General features: G+C 47.7%; 17 protein-coding genes and 2 pseudogenes. 2 read left to right on the forward strand and 17 right to left on the reverse strand.

What is annotated here, in order from left to right; all coding sequences use genetic code 11:
- Positions 1-279: 279 nt before the first annotated feature.
- From nrdE to HHI26_RS09020, 4 genes are all read right to left on the reverse strand, one after another.
- A complete protein-coding gene (gene nrdE / locus HHI26_RS09005) occupies positions 280-2,430 on the reverse strand; it encodes a class 1b ribonucleoside-diphosphate reductase subunit alpha (protein ID WP_133845800.1) in 2,151 nt (716 codons plus the stop codon).
- Positions 2,403-2,813 (reverse strand): class Ib ribonucleoside-diphosphate reductase assembly flavoprotein NrdI, encoded by a 411-nt coding sequence (gene nrdI / locus HHI26_RS09010; protein ID WP_133845801.1) that lies wholly within the window; start codon positions 2,811-2,813, stop codon positions 2,403-2,405. Before nrdI ends, nrdE begins: the two co-directional genes overlap by 28 nt.
- 4 nt (positions 2,814-2,817) lie before the next feature.
- A complete protein-coding gene (gene nrdH / locus HHI26_RS09015) occupies positions 2,818-3,060 on the reverse strand; it encodes a glutaredoxin-like protein NrdH (RefSeq protein WP_133845802.1) in 243 nt (80 codons plus the stop codon).
- Between the two features lie 285 nt (positions 3,061-3,345).
- Positions 3,346-3,669: a DUF883 family protein gene (locus tag HHI26_RS09020; protein WP_133845803.1), complete on the reverse strand. Its 324-nt coding sequence runs from the start codon at positions 3,667-3,669 to the stop codon at positions 3,346-3,348.
- Between the two features lie 151 nt (positions 3,670-3,820).
- On the opposite strand from HHI26_RS09020, the gene HHI26_RS09025 reads away from it, so the two are divergent.
- Both HHI26_RS09025 and HHI26_RS09030 read left to right on the forward strand, forming a co-directional pair.
- Positions 3,821-4,156 carry a DUF2002 family protein gene (locus tag HHI26_RS09025; RefSeq protein WP_133845804.1) on the forward strand — a complete coding sequence of 112 codons (336 nt, stop codon included), beginning with the start codon at positions 3,821-3,823 and terminating at the stop codon, positions 4,154-4,156.
- A gap of 112 nt (positions 4,157-4,268) precedes the next feature.
- Positions 4,269-4,691: a hypothetical protein gene (locus HHI26_RS09030; protein ID WP_166653754.1), complete on the forward strand. Its 423-nt coding sequence runs from the start codon at positions 4,269-4,271 to the stop codon at positions 4,689-4,691.
- A 42-nt stretch (positions 4,692-4,733) separates the two neighbouring features.
- Here the strand turns inward: HHI26_RS09030 and speG are convergent, their stop codons facing one another.
- From speG to HHI26_RS09100, 13 genes and pseudogenes are all read right to left on the reverse strand, one after another.
- Entirely contained in the window at positions 4,734-5,300 is a 567-nt protein-coding gene (gene speG, locus HHI26_RS09035) for a spermidine N1-acetyltransferase (protein ID WP_133845806.1), read from the reverse strand.
- A gap of 113 nt (positions 5,301-5,413) precedes the next feature.
- The gene (locus HHI26_RS09040; RefSeq protein WP_133845807.1) at positions 5,414-6,280 is read right to left on the reverse strand and encodes a nucleoside-specific channel-forming protein Tsx; all 867 of its coding nucleotides are present in this window, start codon (positions 6,278-6,280) and stop codon (positions 5,414-5,416) included.
- A gap of 410 nt (positions 6,281-6,690) precedes the next feature.
- A complete protein-coding gene (locus HHI26_RS09045) occupies positions 6,691-7,836 on the reverse strand; it encodes a DUF4056 domain-containing protein (protein ID WP_133845808.1) in 1,146 nt (381 codons plus the stop codon).
- On the reverse strand, positions 7,836-8,843 hold the full coding sequence (locus HHI26_RS09050; RefSeq protein ID WP_241008255.1) for a BamA/TamA family outer membrane protein: 1,008 nt from the start codon (positions 8,841-8,843) through the stop codon (positions 7,836-7,838). The genes HHI26_RS09045 and HHI26_RS09050 overlap by 1 nt, the downstream gene beginning before the upstream one ends.
- Positions 8,844-8,971: 128 nt before the next feature.
- Entirely contained in the window at positions 8,972-10,006 is a 1,035-nt protein-coding gene (locus HHI26_RS09055; protein ID WP_171148949.1) for a hypothetical protein, read from the reverse strand.
- A 250-nt stretch (positions 10,007-10,256) separates the two neighbouring features.
- Positions 10,257-11,108 carry a PA4780 family RIO1-like protein kinase gene (locus HHI26_RS09060; RefSeq protein WP_167863440.1) on the reverse strand — a complete coding sequence of 284 codons (852 nt, stop codon included), beginning with the start codon at positions 11,106-11,108 and terminating at the stop codon, positions 10,257-10,259.
- Between the two features lie 582 nt (positions 11,109-11,690).
- Complete coding sequence (locus tag HHI26_RS09070; RefSeq protein ID WP_171148950.1) at positions 11,691-12,206, reverse strand: hypothetical protein; 516 nt, start codon at positions 12,204-12,206, stop codon at positions 11,691-11,693.
- Positions 12,207-12,315: 109 nt separating this feature from the next.
- Positions 12,316-12,757: pseudogene (locus HHI26_RS09075) on the reverse strand (integrase); the annotation flags it as partial.
- A 210-nt stretch (positions 12,758-12,967) separates the two neighbouring features.
- The gene (locus HHI26_RS09080) at positions 12,968-13,282 is read right to left on the reverse strand and encodes a hypothetical protein (RefSeq protein ID WP_159338574.1); all 315 of its coding nucleotides are present in this window, start codon (positions 13,280-13,282) and stop codon (positions 12,968-12,970) included.
- 2 nt (positions 13,283-13,284) lie between these two features.
- Entirely contained in the window at positions 13,285-13,692 is a 408-nt protein-coding gene (locus HHI26_RS09085) for an RNase A-like domain-containing protein (protein ID WP_171148951.1), read from the reverse strand.
- A 9-nt stretch (positions 13,693-13,701) separates the two neighbouring features.
- Positions 13,702-14,106, reverse strand: coding sequence for a hypothetical protein (locus tag HHI26_RS09090; RefSeq protein ID WP_171148952.1), 405 nt, complete (start codon positions 14,104-14,106; stop codon positions 13,702-13,704).
- A 109-nt stretch (positions 14,107-14,215) separates the two neighbouring features.
- Positions 14,216-14,788: pseudogene (locus HHI26_RS09095) on the reverse strand (integrase arm-type DNA-binding domain-containing protein); the annotation flags it as partial.
- A gap of 817 nt (positions 14,789-15,605) precedes the next feature.
- Entirely contained in the window at positions 15,606-17,873 is a 2,268-nt protein-coding gene (locus tag HHI26_RS09100) for a hypothetical protein (RefSeq protein WP_171148953.1), read from the reverse strand.
- Position 17,874 lies beyond the last annotated feature (1 nt).

Below are 17,874 nucleotides of genomic sequence, written 5' to 3' on the forward strand. Positions count from 1 at the left end.
CAGGCATGCCTGACCCCTACGCGATACGGTACTGTACATATGGTGCACTATTTGTCGGGTCAGGCATGCCTGACCCCTACGCAATACGGTGCTGTGCATGTGGTGCACGATTTGTCGGGTCGGCATGCCTGACCCCTACGCAATACGGTGCTGTACATGTGGTGCACGATTTGTCGGGTCGGCATGCCTGACCCCTACGCAATACGGTTCGGGGCATGCTGTGCATGCTGTGCATGATGTGTAGGGGCGAGGCATGCCTCGCCCTCCCACAGCGATGTTTTACAGCGAGCAGGACACGCAGCCTTCAACTTCGGTGCCTTGCAGTGCCATCTGGCGCAGACGGATGTAATACAGCGTCTTGATGCCTTTTTTCCAGGCGTAAATCTGAGCTTTGTTGATATCGCGCGTGGTGGCGGTATCACGGAAGAACAGCGTCAGTGACAGTCCCTGATCCACGTGGCGCGTGGCTTCCGCGTAAGTATCAATAATCGCTTCCGGGCCAATGTCATAGGCATCACGATAGAACGCCTGGTTATCGTTGTTCATAAACGGCGCAGGGTAATAGACACGGCCCGTTTTTCCTTCCTTGCGGATTTCAATGCGCGACACAATCGGATGGATGCTCGATGTGGCGTGGTTGATATAAGAAATCGAACCGGTCGGTGGGATCGCCTGTAAATTCTGGTTATACAGCCCGTACTGCATCACCGATTCTTTCAGTGCCTGCCATTGTGCCTGCGTAGGGATGGCGATCCCCGCTTTGGCAAACAGCGCAGCGACCTGAGCCGTGCGCGGCTGCCAGCTCTGTTCTACATATTGATTGAAGTATTCACCGCTGGCATAACGTGAGTCGGCAAAGCCACTAAAGCTGGCACCACGTTCGCGCGCCAGCAGGTTTGAGGTGCGCAGCGCGTGATAGGTGACGGTATAGAAGTAGATATTGGTGAAATCCAGCCCTTCGTCGGAACCGTACTGAATGCTTTCACGCGCCAGATAGCCATGCAGGTTCATCTGTCCCAGGCCGATAGCGTGCGACTGCGCATTGCCCTGTTCAATGGAGGGCACGGAATGGATATGGCTTTGATCTGACACCGCTGTCAGGCCACGTACAGCAATCTCCACCGTGCGTGCGAAATCGACAGAATCCATGGCATGGGCGATATTCAGCGAGCCGAGGTTACAGGAAATATCCTTACCGATGCGCTTGTAGCTGAGGTCATCGTTATATTCCGTAGGGGTATTGACCTGCAAGATCTCCGAACACAGGTTGCTCATATTGATGCGGCCATGAATCGGATTGGCGCGGTTAACCGTATCTTCGAACATAATGTACGGGTAGCCGGACTCAAACTGGATTTCGGCCAGCGTCTGGAAGAATTCGCGCGGATTAATAAAGGTGCGACGGATGCGCTCATCGGCCAGCATTTCGTCATACTTCTCGCTGATGCTGATATCGGCAAAGGGCAGGCCGTAAATGCGTTCGACATCGTACGGCGAGAACAGCGCCATCGGCTGGTTGTCTTTCGCCAGCTGGAAGGTGACATCCGGGATCACCACGCCAAGCGACAGCGTTTTGATACGAATTTTTTCATCGGCGTTTTCACGCTTGGTATCAAGAAAACGCAGGATGTCGGGGTGGTGCGCATTGAGATAGACAGCCCCTGCGCCCTGGCGCGCACCCAGCTGATTGGCGTAGGAGAAGGCATCTTCCAGCATCTTCATCACCGGGATCACCCCGGAAGACTGATTTTCGATGCGCTTGATTGGCGCACCGGACTCACGCAGGTTTGACAGCAGGAAGGCAACACCACCGCCGCGTTTGGAGAGTTGCAGCGCGGAGTTCACCGCACGGCCAATCGACTCCATATTGTCTTCGATGCGCAGCAGGAAGCAGGAAACCAGCTCACCGCGTTGCTGCTTACCGCAGTTCAGGAAGGTTGGCGTGGCAGGCTGGAAGCGGCCAGCGAGAATTTCATCGGTCAGTGACAGGGCGAGCGCCTGATCGCCTTTTGCCAGCGTCAGGGCCACCATGCAGACGCGTTCAGTGAAGCCTTCCAGATAGCGTTTTCCGTCGAAGGTTTTCAGCGTATAGCTGGTGTAAAACTTCCATGCACCGAGAAACGTCTGGAAGCGGAAACGACGGTCGTAAGCCTGCTGAAACAGCGAACAGACGAACTCAAACGGATAGGCATTCAGAACGTCAGCTTCGTAATAGCCTTCGGAAACCAGATACTGTAAACGGTCAGCAATAGAGTCGAACTGAACGCTATTAGGGATCACGTGCTGGATAAAATACTGACGCGTGGCCTCACGATCTTTCTCGAACTGAATATGACCTTCAGCATCGTACAGATTAAGCATGGCATTAAGCGCATGGTAATCCGGCGTTGCTGCGGTGGCCTCTATGAGTGTGCTGTCTGTCGCTGCCAAAATTGGGTTACTCCCTTGTGTACGTTAGCGATATCGTCAGAGGTGCCCATTAGCTCAAAGCGATAGAGATAAGGCACCTGACATTTTCGCGCAATAATGTCGCCAGCCAAGCAGTAAGCCTCGCCAAAATTGCGGTTGCCAGCAGCGATAACGCCGCGGATCAGCTGACGATTATTGGTGTCATTCAAAAACTGAATCACCTGTTTAGGGACCGCACCCTGAGCCGTGCCGCCGCCGTAGCTGGGCACCACCAGAATGTAGGGCTGATCAACCTGCAAGCACTGCGCGTAGTCCAGTGGAATACGCACAGCAGGCAGATTTAAACGGGTGATAAATCGATGGGTATTTTCAGACAGGCTGGAAAAGTAAACCAGCGTGGTCATGATCTCATCCCCGCGCCGCAGCCAGGTGGCTCAGCGCATGGATTTTGTCCGGACGAAAACCGCTCCAGTGATCCTGTTCAGCCATCACCACCGGCACCTGGCGGTAACCGAGAGACTTCAGTGTCTCCACATGTGCAGGTTCGCTGTCCAGATTGATCAGCTGATAATCGATGCCTTTCTTGTCCATGGCATTTTTTGTGGCATTGCACTGGACACAGTTATCTTTAGTGTAAATAATAATGCGCATGATTCGTATTTACCTTGTGGGCTGGTTATCTTGAGTATCTGGCGCCAGTTTACTGCCCAGGAAGCGCCACCACTGCCACACCATGTTGTGTGGTCTTGATGGGGTAAATACTAGATATAGTGCCGCCGAAATGCAACCACACAACATATAGGATTTTAGTATTTGTTAAGTCAGCTCACACTGAAGCCTTGTGCCACAAGGATTGCGCCCGATTAAAAAGTTTTGCTGACAAAAAAAGCCCGCAGCTTTCGCCACGGGCCTCTTTTTCTAACGCAAATTTTTCGACTATCTGCTGGATGTGGTGGTGGCAATAAGCGCCCCAACGAGGATACCCAGTGCTGTACCGATACCTACACCATGCCAGGGCTTATCGTGGATGTAGTTGTCGACATGATTTCCGGCGTCTTTCGCGGCCTGGGTTACGCGGTTGCGGCCATGGAGTTTGGCCCGCGTCTCTTTCAACAGGGATTCGGCCCGAGAGCGTGCCTCATCCGCTTCTTCCTTTGATTTGCTTCCCCAGGATTTCAATAAATCATCCAGGCTATCAGCCAGCAGAGAAACATCCTGATTCAGGTCTATATCGTTATTTTTTGTGGTCCGGTTGAACATTTTTTGCTCCCTTACTCTGAAAACGTACTATTAAGTATAGAACACACGCAGAGAACGCCATGCACGACAGGGCGTTTATGGACTATTCCGAAAGCGCTGACTGTGCAGCCTGTTGTAAGGTTGCCGGGTTAGCAGACTTAGAGGAGCAAGTATGTATTTACGACCTGATGAGGTAGCTCGCGTACTGGAAAAAGCGGGATTTGAGATGGATGCGGTCACCGCAAAAACTTACGGTTACTGTCGCGGTGAAGACTATGTGTATGTTAACCGTGAGGCACGTCTGGGTCGAACCGCTCTGGTCATTCACCCAACGCTCAAGGAGCGAAGCCAGGCGATCGCCACGGCATCATCGGATGTTAAAACCTGCGACCATTACGTCCGTTTCCCGATGTATCTGGTCGGGGAATCAAACGATCACTACGGCATCCCTCATGGTTTCAGCTCACGCGTTGCGCTGGAACGCTATCTGGAAAGAATGTTTGGTTAACCCCAGCGTGCCAATGGCTGAATAAACCACCAATTCGTCGCGCTATTAACGCGCTAGCTTGCCTTATCTGACGCGTAGACTGTTAGCATGATGGATTCAGGCAGGATGAATGATGAAACGGCTGATAGCAGCGCTGGCAGCAGCGTGGATGTTAAGTGGTTGCGCCACGATTGTCGGTAGTGAAACCCAGGATGTGACGCTTCAGACTCAGCCCCCAGGGGTGAAGTTTGTGGTACAGGATGAAACGGGTAAAGCGGTGGCCGAAGGTTACACGCCAAAAACCGTTACGCTGCAGAAGTCTAACGGCAACTACTTCGGTAAGAAAAAGTATCTGGTGATGCTGGAGCGCGCAGGCTATGTTCCGCAAACGCTCCCACTGAAAGAGAGCCCGAACCTGTGGTATCTGCTGGGCAACATTCCGCTGCTTGGCATCCCTGGCTGGCTGGTGGTCGACCCGTTCTACGGGGGCATGTACAAGATTGAACCGGAACGCTTGCAGACCATCATGAATCCGGTTGGCGCGCGAGGCGGCTAAACGAACAACGGCAGGTCGGGCTATCCCACCTGCCGTTGTTGTTTACTGCGCCGTGGTTTTGACCATACCCTGCGCGGGTTTAAATTTTTCCAGATACTGATGCTGGAAAATGCACATGCGGATGGTATTGCGATATTCACCGTTGATAAAGAACTCGTGGATCAGCTCGCCTTCAATTTCAAAGCCCAGCTTACGGTAAATATGGATGGCCTTTTCGTTCTCTTTATCGACGATCAGGTAAAGTTTGTAGAGATTAAGGACCGAAAATCCGTAATCCATCGCCAGTTTCGCGGCTTTACTGGCCAGCCCTTTTCCCTGATGGCTGGGGGCAATAATTATCTGAAACTCTGCACGACGGTGGATATGATTAATCTCCACCAGTTCAACCAGCCCGGCATTACTTCCATCGTGTTCAACCACAAACCGACGTTCGCTCTGATCGTGGATATGCTTGTCGTAGAGATCGGACAGCTCAACAAACGCCTCGTACGGCTCTTCAAACCAGTAGCGCATCACGCTGGCGTTGTTATCCAGCTGATGAACAAAACGCAGATCCTCGCGTTCGAGCGGGCGCAGTTTCACACTGTGATCAACAGACTTGGCAGACATAAAAATTCCTTTTAGCGGACGCAATATTGCCGGAGGAGTATAGCGGTTTATTGCAGGCAAAAAAAACGCGCCCGAAGGCGCGTTATGTCAGCATTGGGGATATCCCCGGGTTATCAGAAGTTGTAACCGACAACCAGGTAGTAACCGAAACCGTTTGATTTCACGTTAAAATCACCTTTACCGAAGTTCAACTCGGTGCCGTCATTCCACTGGCCGCCGTTGTGGAAGTAACGCGCCACAACAGAGTAGTGCCAGTGATCATAGCCCAGCGAGAGAATATGGCTGGACGCGATAGAGTTGCTGGTGCGTGACGGGCCGGCTTTATCGGCGAGGTCAGAACCCCAGTCAAAGTTGGTAAAGCCGATATAGGTCAGGTTGCCGCCCCACAGCTGAGTCAGTGGAACGAAGTATTTCACCTTGAAGCGGTAGCCGTCCCAGCTGTCTTCATTGGCTGCACCGTAGTTTTCCCACTGGTATTTGGCATACACGTTCAGTGACAGGCCCACATCAGAATGGGTGTCGATGTCGGTACCCAGACCCATATACCAGGTATTCTGGCGGCTCGCCTTGTTGTCGCCCATATCGTAGATATAGTTGTTGGCGAAATACCACTCTTTGAACGGACCAAAACCAAGGTTGGTGCCGGTCAGTTTATCAATAGAGAAGCGCGGTTCGATCTCCATGAAGAACGGAGAACCATCATCCCACGCGCCGACATCGTTACCGTTACCCACGCCGAAGAATTTAGGAACGTCGATGTAGCCGTAGAAATCGAACCAGTCCTTTTTCGCAAACGCTTCATATTCCAGATAGACGTCGTTGTTCAGCTGCGGCCCGAAGCGGGTGTGATAGCTTCCTACGACGTTCACGCTCTGATGCCACCAGTCAGAAACATATTCCGGACTGTTGGTTTCGGCGAGAGAAACATTGGTATAGGAAAGTGCTGCCAGTGCGCCAGCCATCATAATTTTATATTTCATTATTATTACCACATGCTCTGAGACCCTGCTCGGCAGCCAGCGCGCTGGTCGGGTCATGTTATCTACGGGCGACAAATGGGTGCTTGTGACTGTAACAAAAACACCCGCCATGAATACTGCGGCAGTGTGCCGCTATCAGGGCATTAGGAAATAGAGATTGCTCACACTTGTCAAATTCAGTTTCATTTTAATTCAGTTAAAGTGTGATGAATGTCACATTAAAGTGCCGTGTGAGGGGAACTTTTCCCGTAATGGGGTTTAGGGCCGTTTGTGGCAAGGCGAAAACGGTTGCCTGCCGGAAATGGCAGAAATACGGGGAGAGTGGACATACTGAAACACCAGGAGTGTGCTTCACGCTCTCTGGTTATTAATAATATTTTCTTATATTACGGAGGGTTGGCAGGGGGGCGTTAATCACACTGGTTACCGATTTTTGCCAGGGCGTGGCGGTCATTTTTTGCTGCCTGTTGCGCCAGAGTGACAAAATCATTATCGCTATACATCAATGACGGCGAAGGCAGGTTAGCCATATGATCACCGCGCCAGATTTCAAGTCGTGCAAATTGTGACAACGGACGATGGTCAAAATGATCGGGTAACGTCAGCCACAGTTCCGGCACAGTATCCGCAGGACGCGACGGCAGCCGCTGGTGACTGACGCTGTAGTTGCGCAGACGCACCAGAAATTTGTCGGGCAGGCGACAATGGTTGTTCCACCATATGCCATCCAGCATATCAAAGTGAAAGCGGGTGGCTTGCGGGCTGACGGCTTGTAGCTGTGCGAGCGCCTGCGGAAGCATCTGTGCCATCGAATATTGATACTGCGGCAGTGATGATGCTCCGCCCGCATTAAGTATATCTGTAGCCATGCGCGCCCCGAGCAGATTGGAATAGAGATCTTCTGGTGAAAATGCGGAAACGGTTTCAGGATAGCCGGGTACGGACTCGAAGCCATACCACTGAGCGACCTCATGCCAGGCGGCGAGCTGAAAGGCGAGGTAAGCCGCCAGACTGACACTCAGATTGTAACGCGCCAGCGTGTCTTCAGGGGGCGAGAACTGCCGTAGTCGGATAATGCGTTGCCCGAGTTCATCGCTCATCTTTATCGTGGTAGCACGCCCCAGCGCTGGCCAAATTTTGCTGAACAGCCATAGCGTGTTGTCCGCGGTATCACGCACATGAGCAAGGTCAATAAATCCGCCCCGTCGGGTATAGATAATACCGTTGAGCTCACTGTTTATTCCCGTCAGTGTCGTAAAGATGCTTTTCCAGCTGTCGTTATAGTGATGCTTTCCCGTGTTATCAGGATCGACGACATTACGTAATTGAAAAAAGGGGACAGGAACCCCTAAAAGCTTAGCCCGAATGTTATAGCCAAAAGCACAACAAGGGCGCAGACCATCAGGAGGAGGGAGTGGCAGGATCGCTGGCCAGACGTGTTGCGCGGGTGGGGGCGGAAGCTGAAAATCACCCGGCGTTATCGGCTTATCAGTCAGGGGAATGCTGGCATGGCAGGCGTTAAGGAACAGGCATAACAGGAGCAGTACTTTTTTCATCAGAAGGCTTCTCCTACCTGAAAATAGAAGCCTGAGCTTTTCTGTCCTACACCGTAATCCAGACGCAAATTCATTCTTTTCTTAATTTCAAAACGATAGCCGATACCGACAGAAGGGAGCCAATGCCCGTCCACAACCTCACTGGGATGGGGAGACATGCTGCCTGCGCCAGCCCAGGCAACCATTCCATGTCGCCAGCTGAGTTTTTTACGCAGTTCAATCTGCGTAGTGAGCACATTGCGATCGCGATATCGTCCCTGGTAGTAACCGCGCAGGTGATGGCTGTCGCCGAGTGTGCCGTCCATCGTCCAGGGCACATTGCCGCCGGCAAAACGGCCGTACAGATCCCATGCCAGCAGCGTGGTTGGGTTGACGGCGTGGTAAAGGTTGTATTGCATATCCCAGATGGAGAGTCGGTTATCTCCGCCTAATTCCGGGAGGTAATCGGTGTAGCGGAGATTCAACAACTGTCCCTTAGAGGGGTTAATGGTGACATCTCGTGTGTCGTAGCTGAATAGCAAACTGACACCGGTGTTAAGCTCGTTTAGCGGTACCGGATGCTGGAAGAAACTGCCTGCCGCCTTATTCTGTAGTCCGGTTGCCTTCTCATAGGCGAGGGCCCCCCCCATACCGACATAGGTATGCGCCTGTAATCGATACAGGATCTCTGGATTGAACGACAGGGTGCGCGAGTTATAGGACTGTTTCCCTCGCTGGTGATGGCCCTCCGCATATCCCTGGCCCCAATAATCCAGTGGGCGATAGCTGACATCGCCGCTCAGAATAAAACGCCATTGGTCATTACGCAGAAATGTGTTGTTTTCGTAACCAACGCCAAAGGCGCCTGTAGAGCTGACAAATCCGGTCAGTGAGAGCGACGAAATCGGGGCCCGCTGTTGTTCTTCATCGGGACGATAAAAGCCTACAGCCGCCACCCCGATGCCAATGCCCAGCTCGGGAGTATAAAAGGGGCCTGGCACAACGCCCCAGTCGATCCTTTTGTGCATATCAACAGGGTCTGAGCTGAATCTGGCAAGATAGCCGTCGACTGTCGCCCTGCTGGGTAATAATGTTGCCTCAGACAAAGTTGGAATTAACAATAACCCCACTAACAGGGCGCGGAAATAGCGCATATTTAGAAACGGAACTCGCCGCCAACCATAATACTATTACGTTTCTCAAAGCCCACTTCAGTCATGACATTAAAGTTACGTGTCAATTCGTACTGACCACCCACCAGTATATTCCAGGGTGACTGGAGGTGCTGTTTGACACGAAAGCGTCCTTCTTTGTCTTTATTAACGAAGTTAACCAGGTTAATCAAATTAGCCGGCATATGTAGATTGCTCAGATTGCCACCAAAATTCTGGGAAACATCCTGGTACATGCTGCCAACCCATAAACTGGCGTGAGAAACGGGAATAGAATATTTCGTTGATCCAGGAACGGTAAAACGATACCCAATGCGCGGCGTAAACGTATAGGCGGTAGTACTACCGTCAAGGATATCAAAGTTCGTACGGGTATAATTGAAATCCATAGTGCCAAACCAGTTATGGTAGCCATAGGCCATGGTTGTGCCCGCACCATAGGTGGTCCCTTTGAATTTCAGGATAAAATCGATATCTGACATTTTTCCGATGATGGGTGCATTAACGGAAACAGTAGAGTTTGAACTTCCCTTGGTATGCCCGACAACCGCGTAAACATTTAAGAAAGGGAATAACCAGGTGTCCAGTTTCGCGGTATCAGTCAGAGACCTTTCCCGCGTGTGGCCGACATCGATTTTAAAAATGCTCTGAGGGATAGGAAAGCCGAAAAGTTTAAGTCCGGAAAAGTCGATGCTATTAACTTTGATGTTCTGGCGCATATTCATATGGTTATAGCCAATCCCATAAGGATCGGGCAAGTCATAACCCCGCTTGCGTATTTCTTCACCAAAGAAAGGCAGCGGTCCTGTCGTTGGGCCAAATAAGTCTGGGGACTTTGTTGCTTCTGCTTCTTTTGCTTCTTTTTCTTTCTTTAAATCGACATTATCACCGTTATAGTCGAGTGAAAGCGGCGTACGTATTGCGTTTGGGACACCGGCAAGGGCGGCTGTGACCGGGGCTGTACAAAAAAAAATGCCGAAAAGCAGTCTCGCTGTCGCGTGAGGATAATTCTTCATCATAACAATCCATGTATTTTAAGAAGTGAGGGACTGCAGCATAACGACAGCGAGAGGGGGTTTCATTTCAGAAAATGCGATGTCTTAAGGAGGAGCACTTTGTAGCGGCTGTTAGGGAAGGGAGGTATTAGATTTTATAACATGGCAAGGTATCACATTTTTCTACGCTATCGGTTCAGTGTTAAATAAGCCCACCAGTATTAACCTTGTGGGCTGTCATCATCCTGCTGCTGTAACCTGGCGCACTCTCTTATTAATCTTCGCGTTCCTGGGCTGCTCGCTGACGGTCGTAAAACTCATCTTCTGCTGAGATGATTTCATCCATCAGGGAATCCATATCCACATCATGGACCTCTTCAACGAACAGACCGGTGAGCGGGGCTTCTGGTGTTAATTTGCCGTCTTCATACAGCAACCAGATTTCTTTCGCATAACGTGTTTGCAGAAGCTGTGGTGCGAACTGGCCGTAGTAAGTAGTGATGTTATTCACATCACGTTCAAACATGGATTCAGCATGATTATTAGCGGCGGCATCAACGGCCTGGGGCAAGTCGATAATGACCGGCCCTTGTGCATCCAGCAGCACGTTAAACTCCGATAAATCACCATGCACAATCCCTGCACACAACATGCGCACGATATTGCGGATCATCTCGTGGAAATCAGTAACGGCCATCTCTTCCGTTAAGGTCACATCACTGAGACGTGGGGCAACTCCACCGTTTGCATCAGTGACCAGTTCCATCAACAACACCCCGTCCATACAAAGATAGGGCTGTGGCACGCGAACTCCGGCATTCGCCAGGCGGAACAAGGCATCAACCTCTGCCGTTTGCCAGGTCTCTTCCTGTTGCTTACGGCCGAACTTTGAGCCTTTTTGCATGGCACGGGCATTACGGGTATTACGGACTTTACGCCCTTCCTGGTACTGCACGGCTTGCTTGAAGCTACGCTGGGTTGCTTCTTTATAAACTTTGGCGCAGCGGATGTTGTCACCGCATAAAACGGTGTAAACGTCTGCTTCTTTACCGCTTTTTAGTCGCTGAAGCACATCGTCTATCAGGCCATCATCAACCAGAGGCTGGAGTCTGTTGGGAATTTTCATGCGGCTTTATACCTTATTTCAGCCGATTTTCGTATCAATAACAAAGACGGCGGTACTGGAAAAAATGGCAAATTTTGAATCTATATTATACCAGGCCGAACCGGTGCCAGGAGCGTAGCGATGATACCCGTAGACAGGCCCGGCAGAAAGCGAAACTGTGACGCCATAAGATGCCCGGAATACGCCACGGCTGCCCCTGTGCGTAGCAGTGCAAATCAACGTGGGGGATGCTAAAAAACCGGGGGATGGTGCCATCCTGCTAACGGATTGTACATGATGACGTTACAGTCCGGCACCATACCATGAAACCGTAGAGGATGTCAGATGAACCCGGGTAAGAAAGGCCTCTGCGGCTTCGGGGGGGTATGGGATGAGAATTGCCACAAGCAACAGCAGTCAAAGACGGCGCTGATTGCCATCGACTATCTGCGCCTGATTCAGCTGAAGGAAACAGCCGTCACGATCTGGTCGTTGGTGAGGTGTCCAAAGGACTTACATCACTGGCTAAAACCATCCGCACACCTGTGGTCGCACTCAGCCTGCTTTCCCGCAGCGTTGAGTAGCGGGCTTCATATTTATTCGTCACGCTTTTGCTTCAGGTAAGCTGAGAGCCAGGTCAGGAAGTCGATTAACGTTGGGGGGAAACCCGGCGCAATCGCCAACTCTGTTTTCAGTAATTAGGTTCATGGCTGGTCCAGCCAGCTCATTTGTTGGATATTCAGCAAGAAATTTATCGATTTCATCAATAAGATCATTATCTATTGCACCAATAACGTCTATCGAAGAGTCCACAACTTCAGGGTAAGTTTCTCCATACGCATCGATATCATTACCGAGAAATACAGAGAAGTATGTTCTGATATTTTTGTAATCAATCATGATTTCACTTCCCATCCAGACTGTGTGCCCCCACAATAATGCATCCCGCTTCACTCCGGTAGGTTCCGGGACCAGGCAAAGGGCGGTGGCACCGGCCAGCTCCAGCACACTCCCGAGAAACCCGATGCCACCCCAGATACGCTCAGTGAGCACAGATTCATCAGCCATGACGGCTGCCAGCTGGACCGGGGTCATTGCAATACTAAAACCGTTTTCCATAACCTTTCCTTGTTATCAAGCTATCCAGAATTGATAGTAATGGCGCGGAGTGAACGGGTAAACGTTATCCTGTACGCCATCATCTTTTTCGTAAAAACACTTATTTTCATAAAGCTGGCATATTCTTCTTTTGAGTTTTCTCAAAGGCCTTACCGATATTAACGCTATAAACAACGCCAATAAGCCCGGTATTTTTGGCGTATACCATCACCTCATTAACACGCTTGCTTGAACCGGCTGTATGGCTTTGAGCAGAGCATTGGCTTCGATGTCGGTAATGCAGATTTCACCAATAACAGGAAAAAAATCTCTCTCCAAAGACCGCCAGATATCTTCAGCATAATTTTCAGTTACGCTTGTTTTCTTCACGTTCCCCCAACATTCGGCAATCAATTTGAAAGTTTTGATTTTGGCTTCTTGTGAAGATCGAAGCTGCTCTTTCTGATGTTCAAGAGGATCGATCTGCTTTGCAAGTAATGCACGCGATTCTGCTCTCAGCTTCCATGCGTCGGAAAGTGTGACCGAGGGGGGGGGGAGGTTCCAAAACTCTGCCGGTTGCCTGGATATGCAGCCAACATGAAGTGATCTCTTCCCTTTGTTCTTTGTTCAGTACCGGCATTAATTGGTATACATTATTGGGATTCATCTTTCTGTATACCAATATTCACCGGATTTGGCTGAATCTCTATGGACAGCTATAAATACAAAAAAGCCCGCAGGGCTTACGCCTTTGGACTGAACCCATATAGCGGGCTTTATATTTATTCGTCACGCTTTTGCTTCAGATATGCTGATAGCCACGCTAGGAAATCCAGTAAAGTTGGGGTGTAATAGCGAGTGTCCCCAGCAGACCCTTTTGTCAGAAGATTAAGAGCGACAGCAGCAGATTCATTGTCAGGGTAAGTTTGACGAAAATCATCTATGTTGCTGATTAGATTATCGAGATAAGAACCGCCGCCTTCGGCATAATCGTTGAAAGCAGAATCGACGATCTCAGGATAATTTTCGCCATATTCATCACTATCCTGACCGAAAAATACAACGAAAAAATTACTTATATCAGTAAAGTCTTTCATTTTTAATGAACCGGGTAAGCTGTCAAAATGTAATAGGGCATATTATTGTACAATTGTTTTTTTAAAATAATTTCTATTTTTGTGGTTTTAGCTGTACTGGTTTCTCCATATTTAACGAGGATACCTACATACTCTTTTACGTCATAACGTAAAACCAGATTATGTTTTGAGCCTGCACTGGTATTTTTTGCCCACTGGCGAATTTTGTTTCGGTTGGCTTTAAGCGCTTTACTTGCTGCTTTCTCTGCAATTTTAAGCGAAGAAAATGAGCTGGCCGCATGGGTGGGTTTAAAGGTACCTGACTGTGTGCCCCTGGCAACTTTATCGACTAATTCTTGTGCGGTTTTACCGACGTGTTTTCTGATTGCATGCCCACCCCCACGGGCACGCGTCAAAGCCTCATGTCGCATAAGTTGGACCTATCCCAATCTGACCGAAGCAACCCGCGCAGCGCCAGCTACAGAGAACGGGAGGATCACATCCACGGCGATACCAATCTGGTCAGCAGTGGACTTATCTGCTCCCAGCTCTCTTGCGATACCCGCCGTAGCGCGAGCGGTCACTGAGGCTGTTGGTCTGCCGGAATACACCTGATAGGCAGAAGCACTCATCCCATCCAGACTGTGCGCCCCCACAATAATGCATCCCGCTTTTGTCACTCCGGTAGGTTCCGGGACCAGGCAAAGGGTAGTGGCGCCGGCCAGCTCCAGCACACTCCCGAGAAACCCGATGCCACCCCAGATACGCTCAGTGAGCACAGATTCATCAGCCATGACGGCTGCCAGCTGGACCGGGGTCATTGCAATACTAAAACCGTTTTCCATAACCTTTCCTTGTTATCAAGCTATCCAGAATTGATAGTAATGGCGCGGAGTGAACGGGTAAACGTTATCCTGTACGCCATCATCTTTTTCGTAAAAACACTTATTTGCATAAATCTGGCATATTCTTCTTTTGAGCTTTCTCAAAGGCGTTACCGATATTAACGCCCGGAACAGCGTCAATAACCCCGGTATTTTTGGCGTATACCATCACCTCATTAATGCGCTGGCTTGAACCGGCTGTATGGCTTTGAGCAGAGCATGAGCTTCGATGTCGGTAATGCAGATTTCACCAATAACAGGAAAACCTCTCTCTCCAAAGACCGCCAGATATCTTCAGCATAATTTTCAGTTACGCTTATTTTCTTCACATTCCCCAACGTTCGGTAATCAATTTGAAAGTATTGATTTTGGCTTCTTGTGAAGATCGAAGCTGCTCTTTCTGATGTTCAAGAGGATCGATCTGCTTTGCAAGTAATGCACGCGATTCTGCTCTCAGCTTCCATGCGTCGGAAAGTGTCATCGGGGGGGTAGGCTTCAAAACTCTGCTTGGTGAAGGGGTGATAGTAGCGAAATTGCCAGAGTTTACTTCCACTGGATTTCATTAAGAGCGTCAGCCCATCATTATTTAAAGTTGGTAATAGACGTCTTTAGGTTTGGCGGCTTTGATTTCCGTATCGGTCAATGGCTATGGTTTGACTTGCCATGCTCAGTCTCTGCTCCTGGAGGCCCATCGAAAAACATAATCGTTTTCATTGGGCCTATCAACCGGCCTAAAATGTTCGGATTTAATGAGTTGAGTTCGGACTTCACGGGGCAAATCGAGGGCACAAAAAAGCCCGCAGGGCTTACGCCTTGCGGGCTTTTAGGGCTGGCGGAATCTGACTTTTATCCATAAGTATATGTTTTTTTGGTTTTTTTGTCTAATTCAATTTCAGTTGATATACCTAAGCGTATACCAATACTGTTTAGTCTGTGACTTTTCTACAGCTTACAAGTTAAGGCCGTAGGAAACTAAATTCTCAGATTATCATCAGAAAAAAAAGATTTTACGAAAAAGTGTTCACCCTGTTCACTTTTTATTTTTATGATGATTAATCATGAGGTTAATTGGTGATCACTTAGGCGAGTACTCTTCACCACTCTTCACCCGAGTTAACACTATTCACCCACAGGCGTAAAAAGTGAACAGATCGGTTTGATTTTTTTCACATTGCGCAGGTGAACAGCTTTACTGTTTGGCCGAGCGCACTTGTAGGAGTTAAGACTAAGATTACTGAGCATGTCAGGGCGTTGTGAAATTTCGTATTTCTAGCTTGTCACTAAGGCATAGTATAACTGCTAAGCATAAAGCTTGTGTCATACGTTGGGAAGGAGATGGAAAACATTGTGCTTGATTTTTAATTCGCATCACGAATAAGTAATGACTGGCAAATATAAATATTATAGAAATAATATCAAAAATAAATTCATGGGCTGAAGTCTCGTTCAGCCCCTAGGTATCAGTTGAACCCAGATATGAAGTTTTTGTATGACCCCTGTGCGCTTGCTAAATGTGAATTCAGTTCCTGAAGAGGACGGCCAAGTTTGAAACGACGTTGCTGCCCTGCACCTCTGTTCTCAATTTCTTCGATGATTTTAGTTTCTATTAATTCTGGTAATGTTATATCGATAAATGATTTACCTCTATCGCCTAATTTAATCTTAATGACAGATTCGCTAATGTGAGTGCTTCTCATGAAGTATCGTAGTAGTTTTTCAACATTTACAAGTTCATCGTCCATAGACATCATTTCAATATCAAATGATGTTAGCAGTTCTCTACTTGGTGTCGTGGAATTGTATTTGCCAAGATAAGATTCAATTGCCACTGGCTCCCAGATTTCAAGGCCTGCGTATTCTACTCTCACCGAATCAAACTTACATTCTGAGAATAAATTATTTTCTATTTTACTAGATGCATGTATCCTCATTTGACCAAAGTTACATTTTTCAAAGTTGCAGAGTTCAACTTCAGTATTTTCATAACTACTTTGTGAGAAATAACAATTGATGAAAGTGACATTTTTCAGTTTGCAATCACGAATTGCATCAATACCAAACATCATGTCCATTAACTCTAGTCCATTTGAGTCAATATCACTAAGCAATTTCAAAATTATATTGCCACAGTTTTCTTTTGTGTAAGATGCTTGTCCATCTAGTTTATTTACAGATGATAAGAAATTTGCAACTTCGATGATTCTGTCTAAATCCTGTCGTTTAATAGATCTAATTAATTCCAGCTGGGAGTTTTCAGGTAAAATCCCGCGACGTAAAATACTTAATGTTTCTGATGAAGATGTTTTATTTAATGGAATTATAGCACGCGCAAGTCCATCACCAAGAAAATACTGACGGAATTCATCGTGATCGAACTCAACGGCAAGGCTAATATCTGATGAGGATACTAAAAGAGCATGCCCTTTAATTCTCTCCCTTATTTGTTGTGATTTTTGGGCTGATAGTTTTTTTGATTCGCAAAAAAATTCTGTGACGACATCTAGGTGATCTTGCTTTAAATATTCTATGCGGCTTTCCCACATGTTTATTGCAATTAGCGAAAGTAACTCGCAATGCTCATCGACTGTTATAAGTGTGGCGCCAATATCACCAGAACGATCTATCCATTTTTCATTGGCTTCTCGTTCTATTATACTTCTAACGAATACTGAAAAGAAATCCGAACCGGAAGAGTGAATTTTCTCTATAAATTTATCTATTGATATACTTTGTTGCGCGATATCTACTAGGCGCTTGACTAAAACTGGGCGAGTTAATAAAGAATGATCTTTCCCCAATCGCTCAGCAACTCGATTGTAAATATCTTCAGGGTTTATTAATTTGCGATTTTTACAATATTGTAAAAACTGCACTTCTGCCCAGCGGTGTAATTCAACCTTTGAAAACCCAACGGAATAATTACTAATGGTATCATATAACTTTTCTTGAGATCTAAGGTTTTCAAACTCAAAGTAGGCTTTGCGTGCAGCTATCGCTACAGTCCCTGTAGAATCTAATGAACTAACTAATATGCCCATTGCAGATAATGCTTCACCAGAACTATTTTCAACAAACATTTCCTCAAAACCATCGAAAGCTGGTACGATAACTCCCATTCTTACCAATGCTAGAAAAGAGTTATAATAAAGAAATGGAAAACGATATTTATTTTGCAATGCACCTACAGTAATGTCATCGAATCGTAAAAAGTGTCGGCCACCTAAGATAATTGGTACTAAAAGCCAATCTGAAGAACCATTATTAAATTTTTCTGCCTGTCTTCTGGCTGCGGAATTAATTAAGGATGTCTTACCTTCTCCTGCGTCACTTGTAATATATAAAACAGAGGTTTCCAACGGGCTTTTTGAATCCAAACTTAATAAAACTTCATTAAGAGCATCTGATACATGAAGTGATTTTTCGTCCGGGTTAGACTCAAGTGTGTTAAGAAGATCTGCAGTTGGAGATACATAATTAGGTTGCTCTGGAATTTGGTCCAAAATGCGAGAGCTTAACAAATTTAATTTTGCCAGTCTTTCTACAATCCATTTGCTTGCATGCATTTTACCACTTGTATCATTGATGTAAATATCCCCAAGATTAGCGGTTATTCCAATATCAATAAGATCGCCATTTATTGTAAACATCATTCTCTGACTATCATGTATTATTTCCGATCCAGGATCTGCAAAAGTTGAAATAATAGATTTGAATGTGTCTATTTGCATT

Origin of the sequence: Erwinia sp. JH02 (assembly GCF_013074405.1) — a bacterium.
Lineage (GTDB): Bacteria > Pseudomonadota > Gammaproteobacteria > Enterobacterales > Enterobacteriaceae > Erwinia > Erwinia rhapontici.

Excerpts from the sequence above, each read along its gene's own strand:
- nrdI (WP_133845801.1), bottom strand. The coding sequence starts at position 2,813 with ATGACCACGCTGGTTTACTTTTCCAGCCTGTCTGAAAATACCCATCGA.
- nrdH (WP_133845802.1), bottom strand. The coding sequence starts at position 3,060 with ATGCGCATTATTATTTACACTAAAGATAACTGTGTCCAGTGCAATGCC.
- HHI26_RS09020 (WP_133845803.1), bottom strand. The coding sequence starts at position 3,669 with ATGTTCAACCGGACCACAAAAAATAACGATATAGACCTGAATCAGGAT.
- HHI26_RS09025 (WP_133845804.1), top strand. The coding sequence starts at position 3,821 with ATGTATTTACGACCTGATGAGGTAGCTCGCGTACTGGAAAAAGCGGGA.
- HHI26_RS09030 (WP_166653754.1), top strand. The coding sequence starts at position 4,269 with ATGAAACGGCTGATAGCAGCGCTGGCAGCAGCGTGGATGTTAAGTGGT.
- speG (WP_133845806.1), bottom strand. The coding sequence starts at position 5,300 with ATGTCTGCCAAGTCTGTTGATCACAGTGTGAAACTGCGCCCGCTCGAA.
- HHI26_RS09040 (WP_133845807.1), bottom strand. The coding sequence starts at position 6,280 with ATGAAATATAAAATTATGATGGCTGGCGCACTGGCAGCACTTTCCTAT.
- HHI26_RS09045 (WP_133845808.1), bottom strand. The coding sequence starts at position 7,836 with ATGAAAAAAGTACTGCTCCTGTTATGCCTGTTCCTTAACGCCTGCCAT.
- HHI26_RS09050 (WP_241008255.1), bottom strand. The coding sequence starts at position 8,843 with ATGCACAAAAGGATCGACTGGGGCGTTGTGCCAGGCCCCTTTTATACT.
- HHI26_RS09055 (WP_171148949.1), bottom strand. The coding sequence starts at position 10,006 with ATGATGAAGAATTATCCTCACGCGACAGCGAGACTGCTTTTCGGCATT.
- HHI26_RS09060 (WP_167863440.1), bottom strand. The coding sequence starts at position 11,108 with ATGAAAATTCCCAACAGACTCCAGCCTCTGGTTGATGATGGCCTGATA.
- HHI26_RS09070 (WP_171148950.1), bottom strand. The coding sequence starts at position 12,206 with ATGGAAAACGGTTTTAGTATTGCAATGACCCCGGTCCAGCTGGCAGCC.
- HHI26_RS09080 (WP_159338574.1), bottom strand. The coding sequence starts at position 13,282 with ATGAAAGACTTTACTGATATAAGTAATTTTTTCGTTGTATTTTTCGGT.
- HHI26_RS09085 (WP_171148951.1), bottom strand. The coding sequence starts at position 13,692 with ATGCGACATGAGGCTTTGACGCGTGCCCGTGGGGGTGGGCATGCAATC.
- HHI26_RS09090 (WP_171148952.1), bottom strand. The coding sequence starts at position 14,106 with ATGGAAAACGGTTTTAGTATTGCAATGACCCCGGTCCAGCTGGCAGCC.
- HHI26_RS09100 (WP_171148953.1), bottom strand. The coding sequence starts at position 17,873 with ATGCAAATAGACACATTCAAATCTATTATTTCAACTTTTGCAGATCCT.